15 protein-coding genes and 1 tRNA gene are annotated in these 17,641 nt (G+C 43.3%); 11 read left to right on the top strand and 5 right to left on the bottom strand.

What is annotated here, in order from left to right:
- Positions 1–118: 118 nt before the first annotated feature.
- Positions 119–595, bottom strand: coding sequence for an Lrp/AsnC ligand binding domain-containing protein (locus ACFQ3S_RS08365; protein WP_377163239.1), 477 nt, complete (start codon positions 593–595; stop codon positions 119–121).
- 152 nt (positions 596–747) lie between these two features.
- On the opposite strand from ACFQ3S_RS08365, the gene ACFQ3S_RS08370 reads away from it, so the two are divergent.
- Both ACFQ3S_RS08370 and ACFQ3S_RS08375 read left to right on the top strand, forming a co-directional pair.
- Positions 748–859, top strand: a tRNA-Asp gene (locus ACFQ3S_RS08370).
- 250 nt (positions 860–1,109) lie between these two features.
- The gene (locus ACFQ3S_RS08375; RefSeq protein ID WP_377163241.1) at positions 1,110–1,706 is read left to right on the top strand and encodes an FMN-dependent NADH-azoreductase; all 597 of its coding nucleotides are present in this window, start codon (positions 1,110–1,112) and stop codon (positions 1,704–1,706) included.
- Between the two features lie 84 nt (positions 1,707–1,790).
- Here the strand turns inward: ACFQ3S_RS08375 and ACFQ3S_RS08380 are convergent, their stop codons facing one another.
- Entirely contained in the window at positions 1,791–4,247 is a 2,457-nt protein-coding gene (locus ACFQ3S_RS08380; protein WP_377163243.1) for a PIG-L family deacetylase, read from the bottom strand.
- 188 nt (positions 4,248–4,435) lie between these two features.
- On the opposite strand from ACFQ3S_RS08380, the gene ACFQ3S_RS08385 reads away from it, so the two are divergent.
- From ACFQ3S_RS08385 to ACFQ3S_RS08400, 4 genes are read left to right on the top strand one after another with little or no spacing between them, the layout of a single operon-like run.
- Positions 4,436–5,083, top strand: coding sequence for a TetR/AcrR family transcriptional regulator (locus ACFQ3S_RS08385; protein ID WP_377163245.1), 648 nt, complete (start codon positions 4,436–4,438; stop codon positions 5,081–5,083).
- Positions 5,067–6,437, top strand: coding sequence for a TolC family protein (locus tag ACFQ3S_RS08390; RefSeq protein ID WP_377163247.1), 1,371 nt, complete (start codon positions 5,067–5,069; stop codon positions 6,435–6,437). Before ACFQ3S_RS08385 ends, ACFQ3S_RS08390 begins: the two co-directional genes overlap by 17 nt.
- A 26-nt stretch (positions 6,438–6,463) precedes the next feature.
- The gene (locus ACFQ3S_RS08395; protein ID WP_377163249.1) at positions 6,464–7,525 is read left to right on the top strand and encodes an HlyD family secretion protein; all 1,062 of its coding nucleotides are present in this window, start codon (positions 6,464–6,466) and stop codon (positions 7,523–7,525) included.
- A gap of 6 nt (positions 7,526–7,531) precedes the next feature.
- Positions 7,532–9,079, top strand: a complete 1,548-nt coding sequence (locus ACFQ3S_RS08400) for a DHA2 family efflux MFS transporter permease subunit (RefSeq protein WP_377163251.1) — start codon at positions 7,532–7,534, stop codon at positions 9,077–9,079.
- A 222-nt stretch (positions 9,080–9,301) separates the two neighbouring features.
- On the opposite strand, the gene ACFQ3S_RS08405 is transcribed toward ACFQ3S_RS08400, so the two are convergent.
- Both ACFQ3S_RS08405 and ACFQ3S_RS08410 read right to left on the bottom strand, forming a co-directional pair.
- Positions 9,302–9,886 carry a carboxymuconolactone decarboxylase family protein gene (locus tag ACFQ3S_RS08405; protein WP_377163253.1) on the bottom strand — a complete coding sequence of 195 codons (585 nt, stop codon included), beginning with the start codon at positions 9,884–9,886 and terminating at the stop codon, positions 9,302–9,304.
- 99 nt (positions 9,887–9,985) lie between these two features.
- Complete coding sequence (locus ACFQ3S_RS08410) at positions 9,986–10,531, bottom strand: peroxiredoxin (RefSeq protein WP_377163255.1); 546 nt, start codon at positions 10,529–10,531, stop codon at positions 9,986–9,988.
- Between the two features lie 155 nt (positions 10,532–10,686).
- Here ACFQ3S_RS08410 and ACFQ3S_RS08415 point away from each other — a divergent pair, with 155 nt between their 5' ends.
- Positions 10,687–11,196 carry a hypothetical protein gene (locus ACFQ3S_RS08415; protein WP_377163257.1) on the top strand — a complete coding sequence of 170 codons (510 nt, stop codon included), beginning with the start codon at positions 10,687–10,689 and terminating at the stop codon, positions 11,194–11,196.
- A 53-nt stretch (positions 11,197–11,249) separates the two neighbouring features.
- Here ACFQ3S_RS08415 and serS read toward each other — a convergent pair whose 3' ends face one another.
- A complete protein-coding gene (serS, locus tag ACFQ3S_RS08420) occupies positions 11,250–12,521 on the bottom strand; it encodes a serine--tRNA ligase (protein WP_377163259.1) in 1,272 nt (423 codons plus the stop codon).
- A gap of 140 nt (positions 12,522–12,661) precedes the next feature.
- On the opposite strand from serS, the gene rsmI reads away from it, so the two are divergent.
- The 4 genes from rsmI to ACFQ3S_RS08440 all read left to right on the top strand — a co-directional run bounded on the left by rsmI (position 12,662) and on the right by ACFQ3S_RS08440 (position 17,627).
- On the top strand, positions 12,662–13,336 hold the full coding sequence (rsmI, locus tag ACFQ3S_RS08425; RefSeq protein WP_377163261.1) for a 16S rRNA (cytidine(1402)-2'-O)-methyltransferase: 675 nt from the start codon (positions 12,662–12,664) through the stop codon (positions 13,334–13,336).
- Positions 13,337–13,443: 107 nt separating this feature from the next.
- The gene (gene lnt, locus ACFQ3S_RS08430) at positions 13,444–15,069 is read left to right on the top strand and encodes an apolipoprotein N-acyltransferase (protein WP_377163263.1); all 1,626 of its coding nucleotides are present in this window, start codon (positions 13,444–13,446) and stop codon (positions 15,067–15,069) included.
- A 512-nt stretch (positions 15,070–15,581) separates the two neighbouring features.
- On the top strand, positions 15,582–16,889 hold the full coding sequence (locus tag ACFQ3S_RS08435) for an amidohydrolase (RefSeq protein WP_377163265.1): 1,308 nt from the start codon (positions 15,582–15,584) through the stop codon (positions 16,887–16,889).
- A gap of 81 nt (positions 16,890–16,970) precedes the next feature.
- On the top strand, positions 16,971–17,627 hold the full coding sequence (locus tag ACFQ3S_RS08440) for a hypothetical protein (protein ID WP_377163267.1): 657 nt from the start codon (positions 16,971–16,973) through the stop codon (positions 17,625–17,627).
- The last annotated feature ends 14 nt before the right edge of the window (positions 17,628–17,641 follow it).

Consider the following 17,641-nt stretch of genomic DNA (forward strand, 5'->3'; position numbering starts at 1 on the left):
GGCTTAACCAAACTAAATAGTTTCAATAGGTTTTTCTTAAATTCAGCATAAAGCGTTTCAAGTGAAATACCACCTGGAAACGCTTTATTTTATATATAATATAGCCGCCACTATTTGCTTATTCTAAACTAATCTGGCGTTTTATAGATTCTTCCAGAGAGATAAAGGTTTCGGTACGTTGTATGCCGGGTACACCCTGAATGTTTTCGTTAAGCACTTCACGCAAGTGATTGGTATCGTGGCAAACAATTTTAGCGAATATGCTCCACTCGCCGGTAGTGTAATGTAACTCAACTATCTCGTTAATTTCTTTCAGCTTTTTAACAGCCTCATGGTATTGCGAGCCTTTTTCAAGATAAATACCTAAAAACGCAGTTACATCAAACCCAAGTTTTTGCGGGTTTACCTCTAAACTGGCCCCTTTAATTACACCCATTTCCTCCAGCTTTTTCATCCTTACATGGATGGTTCCGCCCGAAACAATGAGGTCTTTTGCAATTTCGGTATAGGGTGTTGTAGCATTTTTCATTAAAATAGACAAAATTTGGATGTCCAAATTATCAATTTCTAAATTTTGGGCTTTTCTGTGCGGCATAAATTTGTATTTATATATTTATACACAAGGATAATTAAAATTTGAATAAAAATGCAAATAAATTATTGAAATATTTGCAAGAAATTGGTTAAGGCTTTAGATTTGTAATAAGCAAATGAGATAATGCTTATCTGTTCTTTATAAAAAAATAATGTTGGGTGGTGAAATTTTTGGCAGACACACCTCCTTGTCCCGGTGGCGGAGAATATGGGAAACCCGAAGCGGGCTAACCACTCTATGGAGGTTCGAATCCTTCCCCAACAGCTCTTCTCATAATTTAGGTTTATAATTGGTTAGTAAATGCCTCCTGCCCATCAGGAGGCTTTACTTGTTTTATGAGGTTTCGGTTCCTGCGCCAAATCAAGCTTTAACGATCTGTAAACCGGTTCATTTTTTAATATTGCATCCAAAATAATTCGCACACTATCCTAAAGAATACCGGTATCTTTTAGGATAGTAGTGGTTATTTAAAAACAACGTTGCCTATGTTTGTTTAAACATCAAATAAACAAACATGAAGATCTTACATCTTATATCGAGCCCCAGGGGCGCAGCATCGTTCAGTATAAAACTGGGAAATGCCATTGTTGAAAAGCTACAGGCAGCAAACGCAGCCGCCACGGTGAAAGTACATAGCCTCATAGATACGCCATTTCCGCACCTGGAGGAGGCACATCTTAATTCGTTCTTCACCCCGGCCGAAAGCCGTAACCCCGAACAGGCTGAAGCCGTAAAACATTCGGACGGGGCCATTGCCGAACTCATGGATGCCGATACTATTGTAATTGGCGTGCCCATGTACAACTTTAGCATCCACTCCACTTTAAAGGCGTGGATAGATCACATTGCCCGTGCAGGCATAACCTTTAAATATTCTGAAAACGGGCCCGAAGGCCTGGTGAAGAATAAAAAAGTGTACCTGGCCATTTCTACCGGCGGTGTTTACAGCGAGGGGCCCATGAAATCATACGATTTTACCGAACCCTACCTGCGTGCCGTTTTAGGCTTTTTAGGAATAACGGATATAACCGCTTTGCGTGTTGAAGGCGTAAACATGCCCGACTTAAAAGATAGCGCTTTGGATAAAGCTATCGAAAAAATAGTGCTGTAATTTAATTGTATCAATAAGGCTGAACAATCCTTGCACCTTTACCCGGCATTGTTCAGCCTTTATATTTAATAACTCAAATAGCCTTTATTTGGGCTTACTCAATAAATTTACAAACAGCCTGTAAGCACCCGGTACACCGGCTGGTAACTGGCGGAAAAAGGCCAGCGAGGTATAAACAAAGCGTCCTTTACCATAGTTGGCTGTAATGAGCGATCCTTTATTGGGCGCTTCGCCTGCATCGTTTATTTCAAAAATGGTTTGATACTCCGGCGCTATGCCGCTTACAAAATACAAACCGCGCTCCTGCACCCAGCCGTCAAAGTCTGTTGGCGTAATTTTGTTGGGATAATTTAATAACGGGCTTTGCGGATTGGTAACCGTTACTTTTGCAAATTCATCGGTTACCCGCTCGTTAACCGGCCTGAACGGATAAGGCCCTATTTGCTGTACCACCAACCCCGCCGGAATATTATACTGCACTACCAAATTACCACCATTTTTCACATACTCCATTAGTTTAAAATGCTCAAAAGCCAGGCGTTGATCTACATTGTAAGCGCGTACACCCATTACTATAGCATCGTAAGCAGAAAGATCGGCGTTCATCATTTCGCCCTCGGTTAATAAATGGACCTCGTAGCCTATTTGCCTTAAAGCCTCGGCCACAAAATCGCCTGCGCCGGTAACATACCCTATTTTTTTACCGGTGATTTTCAAATCCAGGTTTACCAACTTAGCCTGGGCCGGCGGAAACAGCGTAATATTAGGAATATGCTCATACCTGATGCGCTGCAAACCCATATTATAAGTTTGTTTGTTTACGGTAACTTCCGCTTCGGCTGTGTTGTTTTTTGCGGCGGCTAACGGAGTAACTATAAAATCGGCTGTCCATTCATCGCCTTTACGCTTGTTGCTAAAATCAATACCGGCCGGACTAATTTGCCACCCCGCTACAGGTTTTAAACTTACCTTGCCACTACCGTTAATAAAGCTCTTTAATTTTACCTGCAATGTTTGCGGCTTATTACCATTATATACGTACACCTTGTTCTCTATAGTTCCCGTAACAGGCGGGGCAATTTCTATTGGCTGGTAAAGCTCACCGCGTACCGGGTCAACATACTTGTAAACCAGGTTGCGGCTATATTTAATTGGCTTTCCTTCTATAATAAATTCATAAGTTACCTTTAGTAAGTCAGAATTTTCGGGATTACCGGCAAGTTTATCATCCGCTAATGTATAAGCGCCAATACCATGAGGCGCACCTAACCAATAAGGCTGTGTAATTTTATCGGCTAATGCTTTTGAGGTGTAGCTTTGCAGCTGGTTGGCGGGTATTACCAGCCCGGTACCGGCAAAGGTTTGCGCCTGGTTTTGAATGCTGATGCTATGCAGTTTAACCTTATTGTTATAGCGGTTAATTACCTGCGAGCGAATGGCAATGCTATCGCCCAGGGCATAAGCCGCTTCGCCGGCATAGCTCTCGAACCAAAGCCCTGCACACGTGGCTATCAGGTTATCCAGTTCTTTTAGTTTTTGGGTGCGCCAGTAAACATCCTTAATATTTTCAACTTTGCTGCGTAACTGCACCAGGCCGGGTACCGATCTTTCAGGATTTTCGGCATCGAAACCTTTGCTGACAATGGCCAAATTAGCGGCTATGTCATCGCCGCCTTTTACCCGTTTCCAGGTAGTGTTAACACCATCTAACAAATCGGTTTGCGGAACATCGCCCAGCAGGTTTTTAAAATACTCCAATGCCTGTCCGCGTTGCCGTGCCGAACCAAAGCCCTGCGATTTATGGTTAGACCGGCTTTCAGCAGCTATCTCTCCATAACCTTTACCTAATATAGCGTTGTACACGCCCACGTCCAGCTTAAACTGGTCTGGCGCGGTAGTATTAGCGCTGCCAAAGTTAAACGTATTCCATAACAGGCGTTTGGCCTGCCAGGGTTGTACATATTTCAACTGTTCGGGGTAACGCTTAGCATCGGCTGCAGCAGTATATGCCTCCTGCGCCAATATAGCCGATGAGGTATGATGCCCATGTCCACCCTCGCCTGTAGTTGGAAAACGGCAGATCATTACATCGGGTTTAAACTGGCGGATCACCCAAACCATATCGCCCAATATTTTATAGCGATCCCAAATTTTTAAAGTTTCTTCTGGCCCTTTAGAAAATCCAAAATCGTTAGCACGGGTAAAAAACTGTTCGGCACCATCTGTTCGGCGAGCCGCTAAAAGTTCCTGGGTACGTATGAGCCCTAACAGCTCGGCTTGCTCATTACCAATTAAGTTTTGGCCGCCGTCGCCACGGGTTAAAGCCAGGTAACCTGTGCGGTATCCTTTTTCCTGGGCGAGGTAAGCCAGCAGCCGGGTATTCTCATCATCGGGGTGGGCGGCAACGTAAAGTACGCTGCCAAGCACGTTCAGTTTCTTATAATTTTGTTTAACGGTATTTAAATCGGCCGGTGGTGCAGTTTGCGCCAAAGCACCTGAACATATTAACTGAAATGCGAGAATATAGCTGTAAAACTTCATTACTATGCGGAGGTGTTTAATATATTATCAATGTACAAATATTAAAAACAAATCAGTAATACTGTGCTTTCTGATAAACAATTAATCGTTTGATTAAAAATATGATATTATGTGAGAACATCTTTCATTAGCATGACATAAATATTTTTCACTAATCAATCGTTTGATTAATTTTGCCTAACGAAAAAATGGAAAAAGAAAAGACTGATAAAAAAGACCATATTATGGATGTAGCCGAGAGGGTATTTGCCGAACATGGTTTCGATGGCGCATCTACCCGTTTAATTTCGGGAGAGGCCGGTGTAAACATGGCCATGCTCAACTATTATTTCGGCTCGAAAGAGGGACTACTGGTTGCTATTTTTGAAAGACGTACCTCGAATTTCCGCAGCCTTATTCAAAATATAGGCAGTAACGATGCCATTAGTTCCTGGCAAAAAGTGAGCGAATATGTTGATGCTTATATCAACCGAGTATTCAATAACAACTGCTTTCAAAAAGTGATACATCAGGAAATGACGGTTAGGCGTACCGGCGAACTGGCCGATAAAATTACCGACATGATTATGCAGAATGTATTAGAATTAAGAAAGATACTGTACGAAGGCATAGAACGGGGAGAGTTTAAACAGGATACTGATACTGAAATGGTGGTAGCAACCGTATTTGGCGTTAAGGGCCAAATCATTAACTCGCCGCATATATCATCGGAAACACTTGGTTACGATACGCAAGACCCGGTTAATATGGAAGAAAAGTTAAAACCCCGGCTTAAAAATTACCTCAAAAAACTACTAAGATCTTATTTACTTATTGAAAATGACAACGCGAATTAATACAACCATTATTACTGATGCCTTGCAAAGCTTGCTTAATAAGCCGGTGCGTTGGGGTGTTACCGTCATTTTGGCGGGCCTGTTGCTGGGCAATGCAGCCAGCGCTCAGGAAAGAACCATTACTTTAGAAGAAGCCATTAAATTAGGGTTGGAGACCAGTAAAACCCTAAAGCTTTCGCAAACCAAAATTGAACAAGCGGTATCGCAGTACAACCAGGCTAAAGACCTGGCGCTGCCAACCGGTACCGCCAGCTTTATGTATAGCCGTGCGCAAATACCGGCCAACACCCTTAACCTGGGCGAAGAATCGTTGAGCCTGCCTAAGAGCGCCAATGCCAACTTAGGTATCGTATCAGTTGAAGAGGTTATATATGGCGGCGGCCGCTTACGCTATGCCAAAGAATCAACCGACCTGCTGATACAGGTTGCCCGCCTGGATGCAGACCGCGACCGGGAGCAAATTGCTTTTAACATAGTAAACGCGTACTACAACCTGTACCGCGTAATACAAAGCAAGGGCGTGGTTGAGCAAAACTTAAAAGCCATAGATCAGCAGATACATCAGGCGCAACGTTTTTTTGAGCAGGGTTTGGTTACTAAAAATGATGTGCTTCGCTTTCAACTACAACGCGCTAACATTGAACTGAACGGGATAGATCTGGATAATAACCGCAAGATTGTTAACTACGATTTGCTTATTTTATTAGGACTTCCCGAAGACACTCAGCTTAACATTGCCCAAATTGCCGATGCACGGCGTAACGTAGCACCTTTAGAAAGCTACCGCGACAGTGCCCTTGTTATTCGCCAGGAAATAAGACAGCAAGACCTGCGTACCAAGGTATCGGAAACCAACATTAAAAACATACAGGCCCAAAAGTTGCCTACCCTGGCCGCTACCGCTGGTTTGTATTATGTAAATGCATCGGCCAACCCTTTTCCTAATACCGGTAAATATATTACGCCGCTTACAGCCGGTTTAGCCCTATCGTGGAACTTCGGCTCGTTATGGACTAACAAGAACAAGGTTATTGAGGCACGCATACAGCGCCAAGAATCGGTAATTAATAAGGATATTGTTACCGATAATATTAAAACCAAGGTAAACCAAAGCTACCAAAACTATATTAAGGCTATCAACAAGATCAAATTGCTGGAAACCTCTATTGCGCAGGCCACAGAGAACAACCGGATCTTAACTTCAAAATACGCTAACAGCACTGCATCGGCAACAGACAGGGCCGATGCCGAAACTTTATTGTACCAGGCACAAATTAACCTGGAACTGGCTAAGGCCGATGCCGGACTGGCCTACTACAACCTGTTAAAATCAACCGGAAAACTTACTAAATAATAAAAACGCTACAACTATATAATACCATGGCACAAGAACAAGAAATACAATCAGAAGTTAAGAAAAAGCCCAACCGCGTTATCCCCATTATACTGGCTATAGTGGTAATAGTCGGTCTTATTTTCGGTGTTAAAGAATACCTGTACTCCACCAAGCACGAGGATACCGACGATGCACAAATTGATGCCGACATTAGCCCGGTAGTATCCCGCGTAGGCGGTTATGTTGACAGTATATTTTTTGAAGATAACCAGCACGTGAACAAAGGCCAGGAGCTGGTAAAAATTGATGACCGCGATTATAAAATTAAAGTAGAGCAGGCAAAGGCCGCTCAACAAGGTGCCGGTGCCAACGTAGGGGTAAGCGAATCGCAGATATACAGTAACCAGGCCAACTCGGCCAGTGCGAAAGCAGAGGTTAGCTCGGCCGCTGCCAAGCTGGAAAAAATGCAGAAAGATTATGCACGTTACGCTAACCTTATAAAAGATGGCTCTATTACCCAGCAACAGTTTGACCAGGCAAAATCTGACCTGGATGTAGCACAGGCTAATTACCAGGCATCAAAAGATAAATACAAAGCTGCACAGCAACAAGTTGGTACAACCCGCAACCAGTTAAAGGTTACCAATACAGGCGTTAGCCAGCGCCAGGTTGATGTGGATTATGCCAAACTACAGTTAACTTATGCTACCATTAAAGCCCCGGCCAGCGGTATTACTTCTAAAAAGAGTGTGCAATTGGGGCAACTGGTACAAGCGGGTCAAACCTTGTTTTCGGTAGTGAACGATAACAGCCTGTTTGTTACCGCCAATTTTAAAGAAACGCAGTTAGAGCATTTGCGTAACGGTCAAAAGGTAAAGCTTGAAGTAGATGCCTACCCCGACCTTGAATTGCAGGGAACGGTTTACAATTTCTCTCCTGCCACGGGTGCCCGTTTTTCTTTGCTACCCCCCGATAACGCTACTGGCAACTTTGTGAAGGTTGTACAACGCGTACCTGTTAAAATTAAAATCAACGGAAATAAAGAAACTTTAGATAAGCTGCGCGCAGGAATGAGCGTAAACGTTTCGGTTTCTATTAAAGACTAATATTCTATGGCCGAAGTAGGATTTAAAAAGTGGATCATTACCATTACGGTAATTACAGCTTCGTTATTAGAGCTGATTGATACCACCATTGTAAACGTATCCTTGCCAACTATACAAGGTAACCTGGGTGCCACATTAGAAGATGTAGCCTGGATTACCACTGGCTATGCAGTAGCTAACGTAATTATTTTACCTATGTCGGGTTGGCTGGGCAGTTTTTTTGGGCGAAAAAATTATTTTTTAGCCTCTATCGTTATATTCACCATTGCCTCGTTTTTGTGCGGTAATGCAACAACTTTAACCGAGCTCATCCTGTTCCGAATTTTGCAGGGCATGGCCGGGGGTGGTTTAATATCAACATCGCAAGCTATTTTAATAGAGACCTGGCCGCGCGAACAGATAGGTACCGCAACTGCATTATTTGGTTTGGGTGCCGTAGTTGGCCCAACTGTAGGCCCAACTATTGGTGGTTACATCACCGATCATTTTTCGTGGCCGTGGATATTTTATGTGAACATACCTGTGGGTATTTTGGCAGCCATATTTACTATTATGTATGTAAGGCCCACACCAAAGGAGGGGCGGGAGAAGCCGATAGACTGGTGGGGAATTGGCCTGCTGGCACTTGCCGTAGGCAGTTTACAAACCATATTAGAGAAAGGTGAATCGGAAGATTGGTTTGCCACCCCGTACATTACGGCATTAACCGCTACCTCTGTTATTGGTGTACTGCTGTTTATATGGCGCGAGTTAAGTACCGATCACCCGATTGTGAATTTTAGTATTATGCGGCACCGAAGCTTTTCTATAGGTATGTTCACCTCCTTTATATTAGGTTTTGGTTTATATGGCTCCGTTTTTGTTTTCCCTATATTTTGCCAGGCATTGTTAGGGTTTACCGCCCAGCAAACCGGCGAATTATTATTTCCTGGTGGCTTGTTCACTATATTTATGATGCCGTTTGTAGGCAGAATGCTTAACAAAGGTGTACCGGCGCAGTTTATGGCAACCGTAGGTATGTTCCTGTTTTTTGTGTTTACCCACATGCTCAGCAACTCTACCCTGCAAACCGGCGAACACGATTTCTTTATTCCGTTGGCTATACGCGGTGTGGGTATGGCATTATTGTTTGTACCGTTAACCACACTGGCTATATCCGATTTAAAAGGTGCCGAAATAGGTCAGGGAGCGGGTTTAAATAATATGATGCGCCAGTTAGGCGGTTCATTTGGTATTGCGGCGTTAACTACGCTCATCCATATTCGCCAGCAAGGGCACCGTAGTAATTTACTGGTGAATATAAACGAGTATAACCCGGCATTTAATGAGCGCTTGCAAGGTATGATCCATAATTTTATGGCACATGGCCGCAGTGTACTCGATGCTACTAAAATGGCTTATGCCTCTATGGATCGTATTGTAACCCAGCAAGCCATGCTGCTTACTTATGATGATGCTTACTGGCTTACCGGCCTGGTCATGCTATTTTCTATACCCTTACTCTATCTGCAGCCTTTTAAAAAGAATTTGAAACCAGCCGCCGATGTGCATTAAAATATAAAAGCCGTTCTGGAGTCAGCAGAACGGCTTTAAATACAATTAAATTGTTTTTTATTACCCATTAGCGTGTATTAAGCGTATTTAAATAACTTAAACTAACAGGCTTTTAATCTTGCCCTAAATTTACTCGTCTTTTTAATTAAAAGCAAATAAATTAAATAAAAATTGAGGGTGGCTAAAAAAATAGTCACCCTTTATTAATTTTAACTCTTTGTATTAAAAAATTATTTTACCGGTTGCAGTAACTAACGATGCGATACGCACGGCATCAAAAATACGTTCTTCGGTAGTGCCTAATTTCATTAACGAATCTTCGTGGGCATTCACACACATTTCGCAACCGTTTACGGCAGAAATGGCTAAACTCATCAACTCAAAAAACTCTTTACCGGTTACCGGCTTCATCATCAGCTGCATGCGGATGCGCGCCGGGATCTGGGTGTACTTTTCCTTTTGCGTAAAATGGCGGAAACGGTAAAAGATATTGTTAGAAGCCAGCAAAGAAGCGCAACCGGCAGCTTCGGCAGTTTCGGCCGGGGTAGCACCTTGCTCTTCGGCGTATTTGGTAAAGTAAATGGTTAGCGGCTTATTATTGTTATTAATAGCCGTGGTTAAACCAATTAACGCACATTCTTTAGTGGTTAATTTTTCGGAAGTAAGGGTGCTGGTCAGGTTTAGTTTTAAATCGCGCAAGTAACGCGATTCGCCTGCTTCCAGCAGGGTTAAACTTTCGGTACGATAATCTTTATCAACAGCAACGCTTTGCAGCAGTTCCTGTACTATTTCGGTGCTTTCGCTCATGGGTATTAACAGATTAACCCCTCCCAACCCTCCCCAAAGGGGAGGGCTTTGAAAGGTATATTTATAACTCCCCCTCCTTTGGAGAGGGCTGGGGTGAGGTTATACAGTAATAGTTTCTTCGCCTTTTTCCCAGTTGCATGGGCAAAGTTCGTCGGTTTGTAAACCGTCTAATACACGTAAAACTTCTTTAACGTTACGGCCTACGTTTAAATCGTTCACACATACCCAACGTACCACACCGGTTGGGTCTATGATAAAAGTAGCGCGGTAAGCGATCTTTTCGGTAGGCTCTAAAATACCCAGGTCTTCAGCTAATGATTTTGAAGTATCGGCCAACATCGGGAATTTCAGGTCGCGCAGGTCGTCATGGTTCTTTCTCCATGCCGCGTGAACAAACTCAGAATCTGTAGAAGCACCAATTAAACGGGAATCGCGATCGCGGAACTCACCGTAGTTTTTGTTGAATTCAGCAATTTCGGTAGGGCAAACAAAAGTAAAATCTTTCGGCCACCAGAACATCACGGTCCAAACGTTATCATCGTTCACTAAAAAGTCGGAGGTTATATCTTCAAACTCTTTACCTTTCTCTATGCTTACTACGGCTTTTTTATTAAAAGACGGAAATTTTTCACCAACTGTTATCATAATATGCTATTTGTTATAATTTTCACAAATATAGCTAACTTTAAACCTTTGTGTTATTCAAATAATTGATAGCCTATAGCTTTTATCTATATATAATTTAAACACTATAATCTAAAACGCAAATCCAAAAGCGATTTGTATTGTTGAATTGCTAAATGGAAAAGGAAGAATTTTTAGCTTTGAAGGAGCAGTATATGCCTAATAACGTTGAAGTGCTGTTTATTGCCGATGGCATGCCGGTAAACAACCGGTACTTTTACTTGAAAAACTCCAGCATGTTCAGAGCGGTTAAAGATGCTTACACACAAGTTTTTGGCGATTTTAGCAGTAATGATGAATTTTTGAAAGTGTTTAAAGACATGGGCTGCTACTTTGAAAGTTTAACTGTAGAGCCTATTAAATATTTACCACTTAAAGAACAAGTGACCGCGCGGGAGGCCGGAGTTCAACCCCTGGCCAATAAGATAGCCCAAATGAAACCACGTTTAATCATTATTTCCCTCAAAACTATTGAAAAATATACACGCAAAGCCATCAGCCTATCGGGTGTTACATCGGTAGAACATATTGCCGTAACACCTTTCCCGGTTAAAAGCATGGTAAACGTAAATAATTGTATAAACGGTATTGTGGCCGCTTTAAAAACAATTAACTGGGAAGAGTAAAAAACACAAAGGCACCCTATCGGTGCCCTTGTGTTTTTGTTATTTATCAGGATTTAATCTATCCACTCAAACTTAGTGTAAGGCACCAGTACCTCCGGTATTTTAATGCCTTTATCGGTTTGGTTGTTCTCCAATAAAGTAGCTACAATACGTGGTAAAGCTAATGCACTCCCGTTTAAGGTATGCGCCAACTGCGTTTTACCTTCGGCATTGCGAAAGCGTAATTTTAAACGGTTGGTTTGATAAGTTTCAAAATTCGATACCGATGAAACTTCCAGCCAGCGTTGTTGTGCCGCGCTCCAGGTTTCCATATCGTAAGTTAAGGCGGAGGTAAAGCCCATATCGCCGCCGCACAAACGCAGCACGCGGTAAGGCAATCCTAATTTTTGCAGCAACCCCTGTATATGTAAACTCATGTCTTCCAATACTTTATAAGACGTATCGGGGTGTACTACCTGTACAATCTCCACTTTGTCAAACTGGTGTAAGCGGTTTAAACCACGTACATGCGCTCCGTAAGAACCTGCCTCCCGGCGGAAACATGGCGTATAGCCGGTGTTCTTCACAGGTAACTCATCAGCTTTTAGGATCACATCGCGGTATAAATTAGTAATAGGCACTTCTGCGGTAGGGATCAAGTATAAATTATCCTGGCCTACAAAGTACATTTGTCCTTCTTTATCGGGCAACTGCCCGGTGCCAAAGCCCGACGCTTCGTTCACCATCAGCGGCAGCATCACCTCGTTATAACCGGCCTTTTCTGCCTCATCTAAAAAAAAGGCAATTAAAGCACGTTGTAACTTGGCACCCTTACCTTTATATACGGGGAAGCCTGCGCCTGTTATTTTAACCCCTAATTCAAAATCAATGATATTATATTTAGTGGCCAATTCCCAATGCGGTAAGGCGTTTTCGGGCAGGTGCGGCTTTTCGCCATTCTCCAGCACGGTTTCGTTATCCTCGGCACTTACACCTTTAGGTACGCTGCTATGCGGCAGGTTGGGCAGTACTACAATTTTTTGCTGCAACTCCAACTCTATGCTGTTCAGCTGTTCGTTCAGCTGTTTAATATCTTCTTTCCAGGTTCCGGTTTGCGATTTTAATTGCTCGGCTTCGGCTTTTTGACCGGTACGCATCAGCTCGCCAACACGTTTGGCGGCGGCGTTGGCCTCAGCCAATGTACTATCTAAACGGTTTTGTGTTTGTTTGCGGCTATCATCTAATTGTATGATCACGTCAATCAGTTCGGGCTGTTTAAAATTTTTTACAGCCAAACGTTCTAAAACCTGTTCCCTGTTATCGCGGATATAACTAACTTGCAGCATTTATTTATAAATTTTCTTCGCAAAGATAGGATTCAGTTGTCTGTTTGCGGTTGCCAGTTGTAAGATTTATTGGCACCTGCATACTGATATACATAATTAGCGACTCCGACAACTGAAAACCAACAACTGAAAACTCAATCATGACCGGTAAACTTTTCTTAGTACCCACGCCCATAGGCAATTTAGAGGATATGACCTTTAGGGCCATCAGGGTTTTAAACGAGGCCGATTTAATTTTGGCAGAAGACACGCGTACATCGGCACCGCTGCTTAAATATTTTGGTATCGAAAAAAAGGTTTTTGCGCACCACCAGCATAATGAGCATCAATCGAGCACCGAAATTGTAAAGTTTTTGCTGGAAGGAAAGAATATAGCCCTCATTTCGGATGCCGGTACACCAGCCATTTCTGATCCCGGTTTTTTCCTGGTGCGCGAGGCATTAAAGTTTGATATTTCAATAGAGTGCCTACCCGGAGCTACCGCTTTTGTACCTGCGCTGGTGAACTCAGGTTTCCCTACCGATAAGTTTTGCTTTGAGGGATTTTTACCACTCAAAAAAGGCCGCCAAACCCGTTACAAAATTTTAGCCGATGAAGAACGTACCATTATATTATACGAATCGCCCCACCGTTTACTGAAAACATTGGATGAAATGATCACCTACTGGGGTGCCGAGCGGCAGATCTCCGTATCGCGCGAACTCACCAAAATGTTTGAGGAAACTGTACGCGGAACCGTAGCCGAAATAAAAACGTATTATGAAACGCACCCGGTTAAGGGCGAGTTTGTAATATGCGTGGCGGGGAAGGGGTAGTAATGAACAGCGTAAGGTTAATAATTGGGGTGTTATTATACAACGCTGCCCGTTACATAATCTTTAGTTAATAATATATATGTACGTCCATCGTTTCTTTGTATCACATGAGAAAAAACCTTTTACTTGCCATATTCTCTGGGCTGTTGTTGTGGATAGCCTGGCCGCCTACATCATATAATACATTTTTGTTGTTTGTGGGGTTAGTACCTATGCTCATCACCATAGAAAACATCATTGAATCGGGCGTTAAAACAAAAGGTAAACTCATTTTTGGCACCACCTTTACCGGCTTTTTTATATGGAACAGCCTGAGTATATATTGGGTGTATAATTCATTGAAAACCATAGGGCCGCTTATTGCGGTGCCTATCACACTTATCCCTTATGCGCTGGGGCCATTATTAATGGCTGGCGCCTGCTGGTTATATTTTAGGTTTCGCATGGTAACATCGCGTGGCTGGGGTTTGGCGGCACTGGTTTGCTTTTGGATAGGCTATGAATACCTGCACCAAACCTGGGATCTTAATTTTCCCTGGATGACGCTGGGCAATGGCTTTGCCGTAAGCCATAAATGGATACAATGGTACGAGTACACGGGAGTGTACGGCGGTACGGTTTGGATATGGCTTTGCAATATTTGCCTATTTTTACTATACACCAGTTTGCGCGAGGCAAAAAGCAAAGCTTATCAGATTAAGGTAGTTGCCGCTTTTGCAGCGATTTTGATTTTTCCCTTAGCCTTTTCCTTATCCAGATATTATAGTTATAAGGAACAGGAAAGCCCATCGAAAGTGGTGGTGGCTCAGCCTAATATTGATCCTTACACCAAATACAATATTCCTGTTTACCAGGAGATTAATACGTTAACCCAATTATCTGACTCTCTTGCCCAGGCAGATACCGAATATTTTATTTGGCCCGAAACCGCCATCACACAAGACATCAACGAAGAGCAATTTGGTAAGAGTCCGCAATACCAGCAAATAAAACAGTTTATTAGCAAGTATAAAAATGCTAACCTCATTACGGGAATATCTACCTATAAAATATATAATGATGCACAAACTGTAACGGCACGTTCCATGTCCGAAGGTAACCAGTATTATGATATGTTTAATACCGCTGTACATGTCGAAAACTCGGGTAAACTGCAGTTCTATCATAAATCGAAACTGGTACCGGGTGCCGAGGCTTTGCCTTTTGGTTCGGCACTTAGCTTTTTAAAACCGGTTTTTGCGCACTTGGGTGGAGCAACGGGCGGTTATGGCAGCCAGCCGGAAGCCGATGTTTTTTACTCGCAAAGCGGCATAGGTGCCGATCCGGTTATTTGTTATGAAACCATTTGGGGCGATTGGGTAGCGCAATCGGTGCGTAAAGGAGCACAATTCATCGCCATTATTACCAACGATGGCTGGTGGGAAAACACCTCGGGTAAAGACCAGCACTTGGATTATGCCAAACTGCGCGCCATTGAAAACCGCCGCTGGGTATGCCGTTCGGCCAATACCGGTATCTCGGCTTTTATCAACCAGCGGGGCGATGTGGTGCAGCAATCGGGCTGGTGGGTAAGGGCAGCGCTAAAACAGGAGATTAACCTTAATTCGGACCTTACTTTTTACACCCGCCACGGCGATTATTTACCAGTAACGGGTTGCGCGCTGGCACTGTTGGGTGTTATATGGATTGTATTCAGGCGTTTTAAGCAGGGGAAAGCATTAAAGAGCGTCTGAAATACGCCTGTCAGGCTAAGCTATGAAATCAATTCCCAAGGGCTTTTGCGCTCTGTAGGACAGATCTTCAAACAATGAAACCATGGTTTGCTAAACTTCAAATACATCGGATGGGGTGAGTTTGCCTGGCGTTTGAGAGGCAGAAAATGACCGGCTGTAGCCATAAAAGTTACGGCAATAAAACTTGCTGCTCAATACTGGCGATTAATTGTTAAAGTATCTAACTTTGTTGAACGAGGCGTGGAGGCCTATCAAAATATCCTTATCCAACGAAAAAAAAGCGTTTAGAGAAAATGGCTCTTAACCTTAATGTGGCACTTATATCTGTATGTTTTTATGTCATGGGTAGCTATGTTGAAGAATTATACTTTGCTAAGTCTTCAACAATACTGACAGCCTAACAGACGAAGTTATTATAGCTTAGGCATCCAACATTTCTCAAAGCATTATTTAACATCTTCAAACCCATATTCCACATTTTTCATATCTTAAAGGCCAAATCCATACCCGATATGAAAAAAGCTTACCTTATCGCTTTATTGTTATGTGCCTCCGCGGCTTTCGCCCAAACCGATGCCCTTAGAGCCTCTATAGCTAAAAAAGCCGATGCCATTCAGCCCAAGCTGATAACTTGGCGTCGCGATTTGCATGAGCACCCCGAACTGGGCAACCAGGAAACTCGCACGGCCGGTATAATTGCCGCACACTTAAAGGCCTTAGGCATTGAAGTAAAAACTGGTGTGGCTAAAACCGGCGTAGTAGGCTTACTTAAAGGCAGTAAGCCAGGCCCTGTGGTTGCCCTGCGTGCCGATATGGACGGCTTACCCATTATAGAGCGTACGCCGGTACCTTTCGCTTCTAAAATAAAATCTACTTACAATAATGCCGAAGTGGGCGTAATGCATGCTTGTGGGCATGATACACATGTATCCATCTTAATGGGCGTGGCCGAGGTGTTAGCGGGCATGAAAAGTGAATTGCGGGGTACGGTCAAGTTCATTTTTCAGCCGGCCGAGGAGGGTGCGCCTTTTGGTGAACAAGGCGGTGCCGAATTGATGATCAAAGAAGGCGTGCTGGAAAACCCTAAGGTGGATGCCATTTTTGGGCTGCATATTAATGCGCAAACCGAAGTTGGAAAAATTACTTACCGCCCGGGCGGTACCATGGCTGCCGTTAACGATATGCAAATCACCGTAAAGGGCAAGCAGGCACATGGCGCTTATCCCTGGAGCAGCATCGATCCTATTGTGGTATCGGCACAGATCATCAACAGCCTGCAAACTATTGTGAGCCGTAATTTAAACGTGACCGAAAATGCCGGCGTAGTCACCATAGGCGCTATAAACGGCGGCAACCGCTCCAATATTATTCCTGAGCAGGTGGTGATGCTGGGCACCATACGGGCGCTGAGCGCAGCCGACGAACAAATGCTGATTGAACGGGTAAAAACTATTGCTACCAAAACAGCCGAAGCTGCCGGAGCCACGGCTGAAGTCAAAATTCCGCTAAGTGTGCATTACCCGGTTACTTACAATGACCCGGCCCTTACGGCCAAAATGCTGCCCACCCTGCAAGCTACCGCGGGCACGGCCAATGTAGTGTTAAAACCTGCCGTAACCGGTGCCGAAGATTTTAGCTTTTTCCAGGAAAAGGTGCCTGGCCTGTTCATTTTTTTAGGTGGCATGCCCAAAGGAGCCGATCCGCTTAAAACCGCCGCCCACCACACGCCCGATTTTTATATTGACGAAAGCGGTTTTAGTTTGGGCGTAAAGGCCTTGTGTAATTTAACGCTGGATTATATGGCGGGGAAAGGGAAGTAATTAATGTGCAGATGCGCGAATTCAGATGTGCAGATGATTAGTCATATAGATTAAAGAATCGTAATTAAATCTAACTATAACATGCAAAACACCTTCTTAGAATTTAGAAGATATAACGACCTGGCCTTGGCAAGCGAGCTAATTGAATTACTGAAAAAGAATGACATCGCTTACACGGCTGTAGAGAGTGCACTGTCGTTTGACCCCACCTTTGTAAATAGTCAAAATTTAACAGATTATACGGTGAGGATCGCGGCTGCTGATTTTGTAAAGGTTAATCAATTATTGGTTGATCATGAAGAAGCTACATTGAGTTCAATAGAGCCCGATCATTATCTGCTCAAATTTAACAACAGTGAACTGATAGATATACTCATTAAGGCAGATGAATGGAGTGCTACAGATCACGCCCTCGCTATACGGCTGTTAAGGCTACGCGGAGCAATGCCAAACGACGATAAGTTAAATGAGTTAAAACAAGAGTATTTAAACAGTCTTAGAAAACCAGCTAAACCTCAAACAACCTGGATCATTGTAGGCTACATATTTGCTGTGCTTGGTGGCGTAATGGGTCTTTTTATTGGCTGGCATTTAATGAAACATAAAAATACACTTCCTAATGGCGAGCAAGCCTATGGCTACATAGAAAGCGACAGAAAGCATGGCCGCCGTATTTTCATTGTCGGCATAATAGGTGTTTTATTTGCAGTCGGCCTCAGAATTTACCGCAATATATAAAATCAACTTGCGCT

Source organism: Mucilaginibacter terrae, from assembly GCF_042679325.1.
GTDB classification, from domain to species: Bacteria; Bacteroidota; Bacteroidia; order Sphingobacteriales; family Sphingobacteriaceae; genus Mucilaginibacter; species Mucilaginibacter terrae.

Excerpts from the sequence above, each read along its gene's own strand:
- ACFQ3S_RS08365 (WP_377163239.1), bottom strand. The coding sequence starts at position 595 with ATGCCGCACAGAAAAGCCCAAAATTTAGAAATTGATAATTTGGACATC.
- ACFQ3S_RS08375 (WP_377163241.1), top strand. The coding sequence starts at position 1,110 with ATGAAGATCTTACATCTTATATCGAGCCCCAGGGGCGCAGCATCGTTC.
- ACFQ3S_RS08380 (WP_377163243.1), bottom strand. The coding sequence starts at position 4,247 with ATGAAGTTTTACAGCTATATTCTCGCATTTCAGTTAATATGTTCAGGT.
- ACFQ3S_RS08385 (WP_377163245.1), top strand. The coding sequence starts at position 4,436 with ATGGAAAAAGAAAAGACTGATAAAAAAGACCATATTATGGATGTAGCC.
- ACFQ3S_RS08390 (WP_377163247.1), top strand. The coding sequence starts at position 5,067 with ATGACAACGCGAATTAATACAACCATTATTACTGATGCCTTGCAAAGC.
- ACFQ3S_RS08395 (WP_377163249.1), top strand. The coding sequence starts at position 6,464 with ATGGCACAAGAACAAGAAATACAATCAGAAGTTAAGAAAAAGCCCAAC.
- ACFQ3S_RS08400 (WP_377163251.1), top strand. The coding sequence starts at position 7,532 with ATGGCCGAAGTAGGATTTAAAAAGTGGATCATTACCATTACGGTAATT.
- ACFQ3S_RS08405 (WP_377163253.1), bottom strand. The coding sequence starts at position 9,886 with ATGAGCGAAAGCACCGAAATAGTACAGGAACTGCTGCAAAGCGTTGCT.
- ACFQ3S_RS08410 (WP_377163255.1), bottom strand. The coding sequence starts at position 10,531 with ATGATAACAGTTGGTGAAAAATTTCCGTCTTTTAATAAAAAAGCCGTA.
- ACFQ3S_RS08415 (WP_377163257.1), top strand. The coding sequence starts at position 10,687 with ATGGAAAAGGAAGAATTTTTAGCTTTGAAGGAGCAGTATATGCCTAAT.
- serS (WP_377163259.1), bottom strand. The coding sequence starts at position 12,521 with ATGCTGCAAGTTAGTTATATCCGCGATAACAGGGAACAGGTTTTAGAA.
- rsmI (WP_377163261.1), top strand. The coding sequence starts at position 12,662 with ATGACCGGTAAACTTTTCTTAGTACCCACGCCCATAGGCAATTTAGAG.
- lnt (WP_377163263.1), top strand. The coding sequence starts at position 13,444 with ATGAGAAAAAACCTTTTACTTGCCATATTCTCTGGGCTGTTGTTGTGG.
- ACFQ3S_RS08435 (WP_377163265.1), top strand. The coding sequence starts at position 15,582 with ATGAAAAAAGCTTACCTTATCGCTTTATTGTTATGTGCCTCCGCGGCT.
- ACFQ3S_RS08440 (WP_377163267.1), top strand. The coding sequence starts at position 16,971 with ATGCAAAACACCTTCTTAGAATTTAGAAGATATAACGACCTGGCCTTG.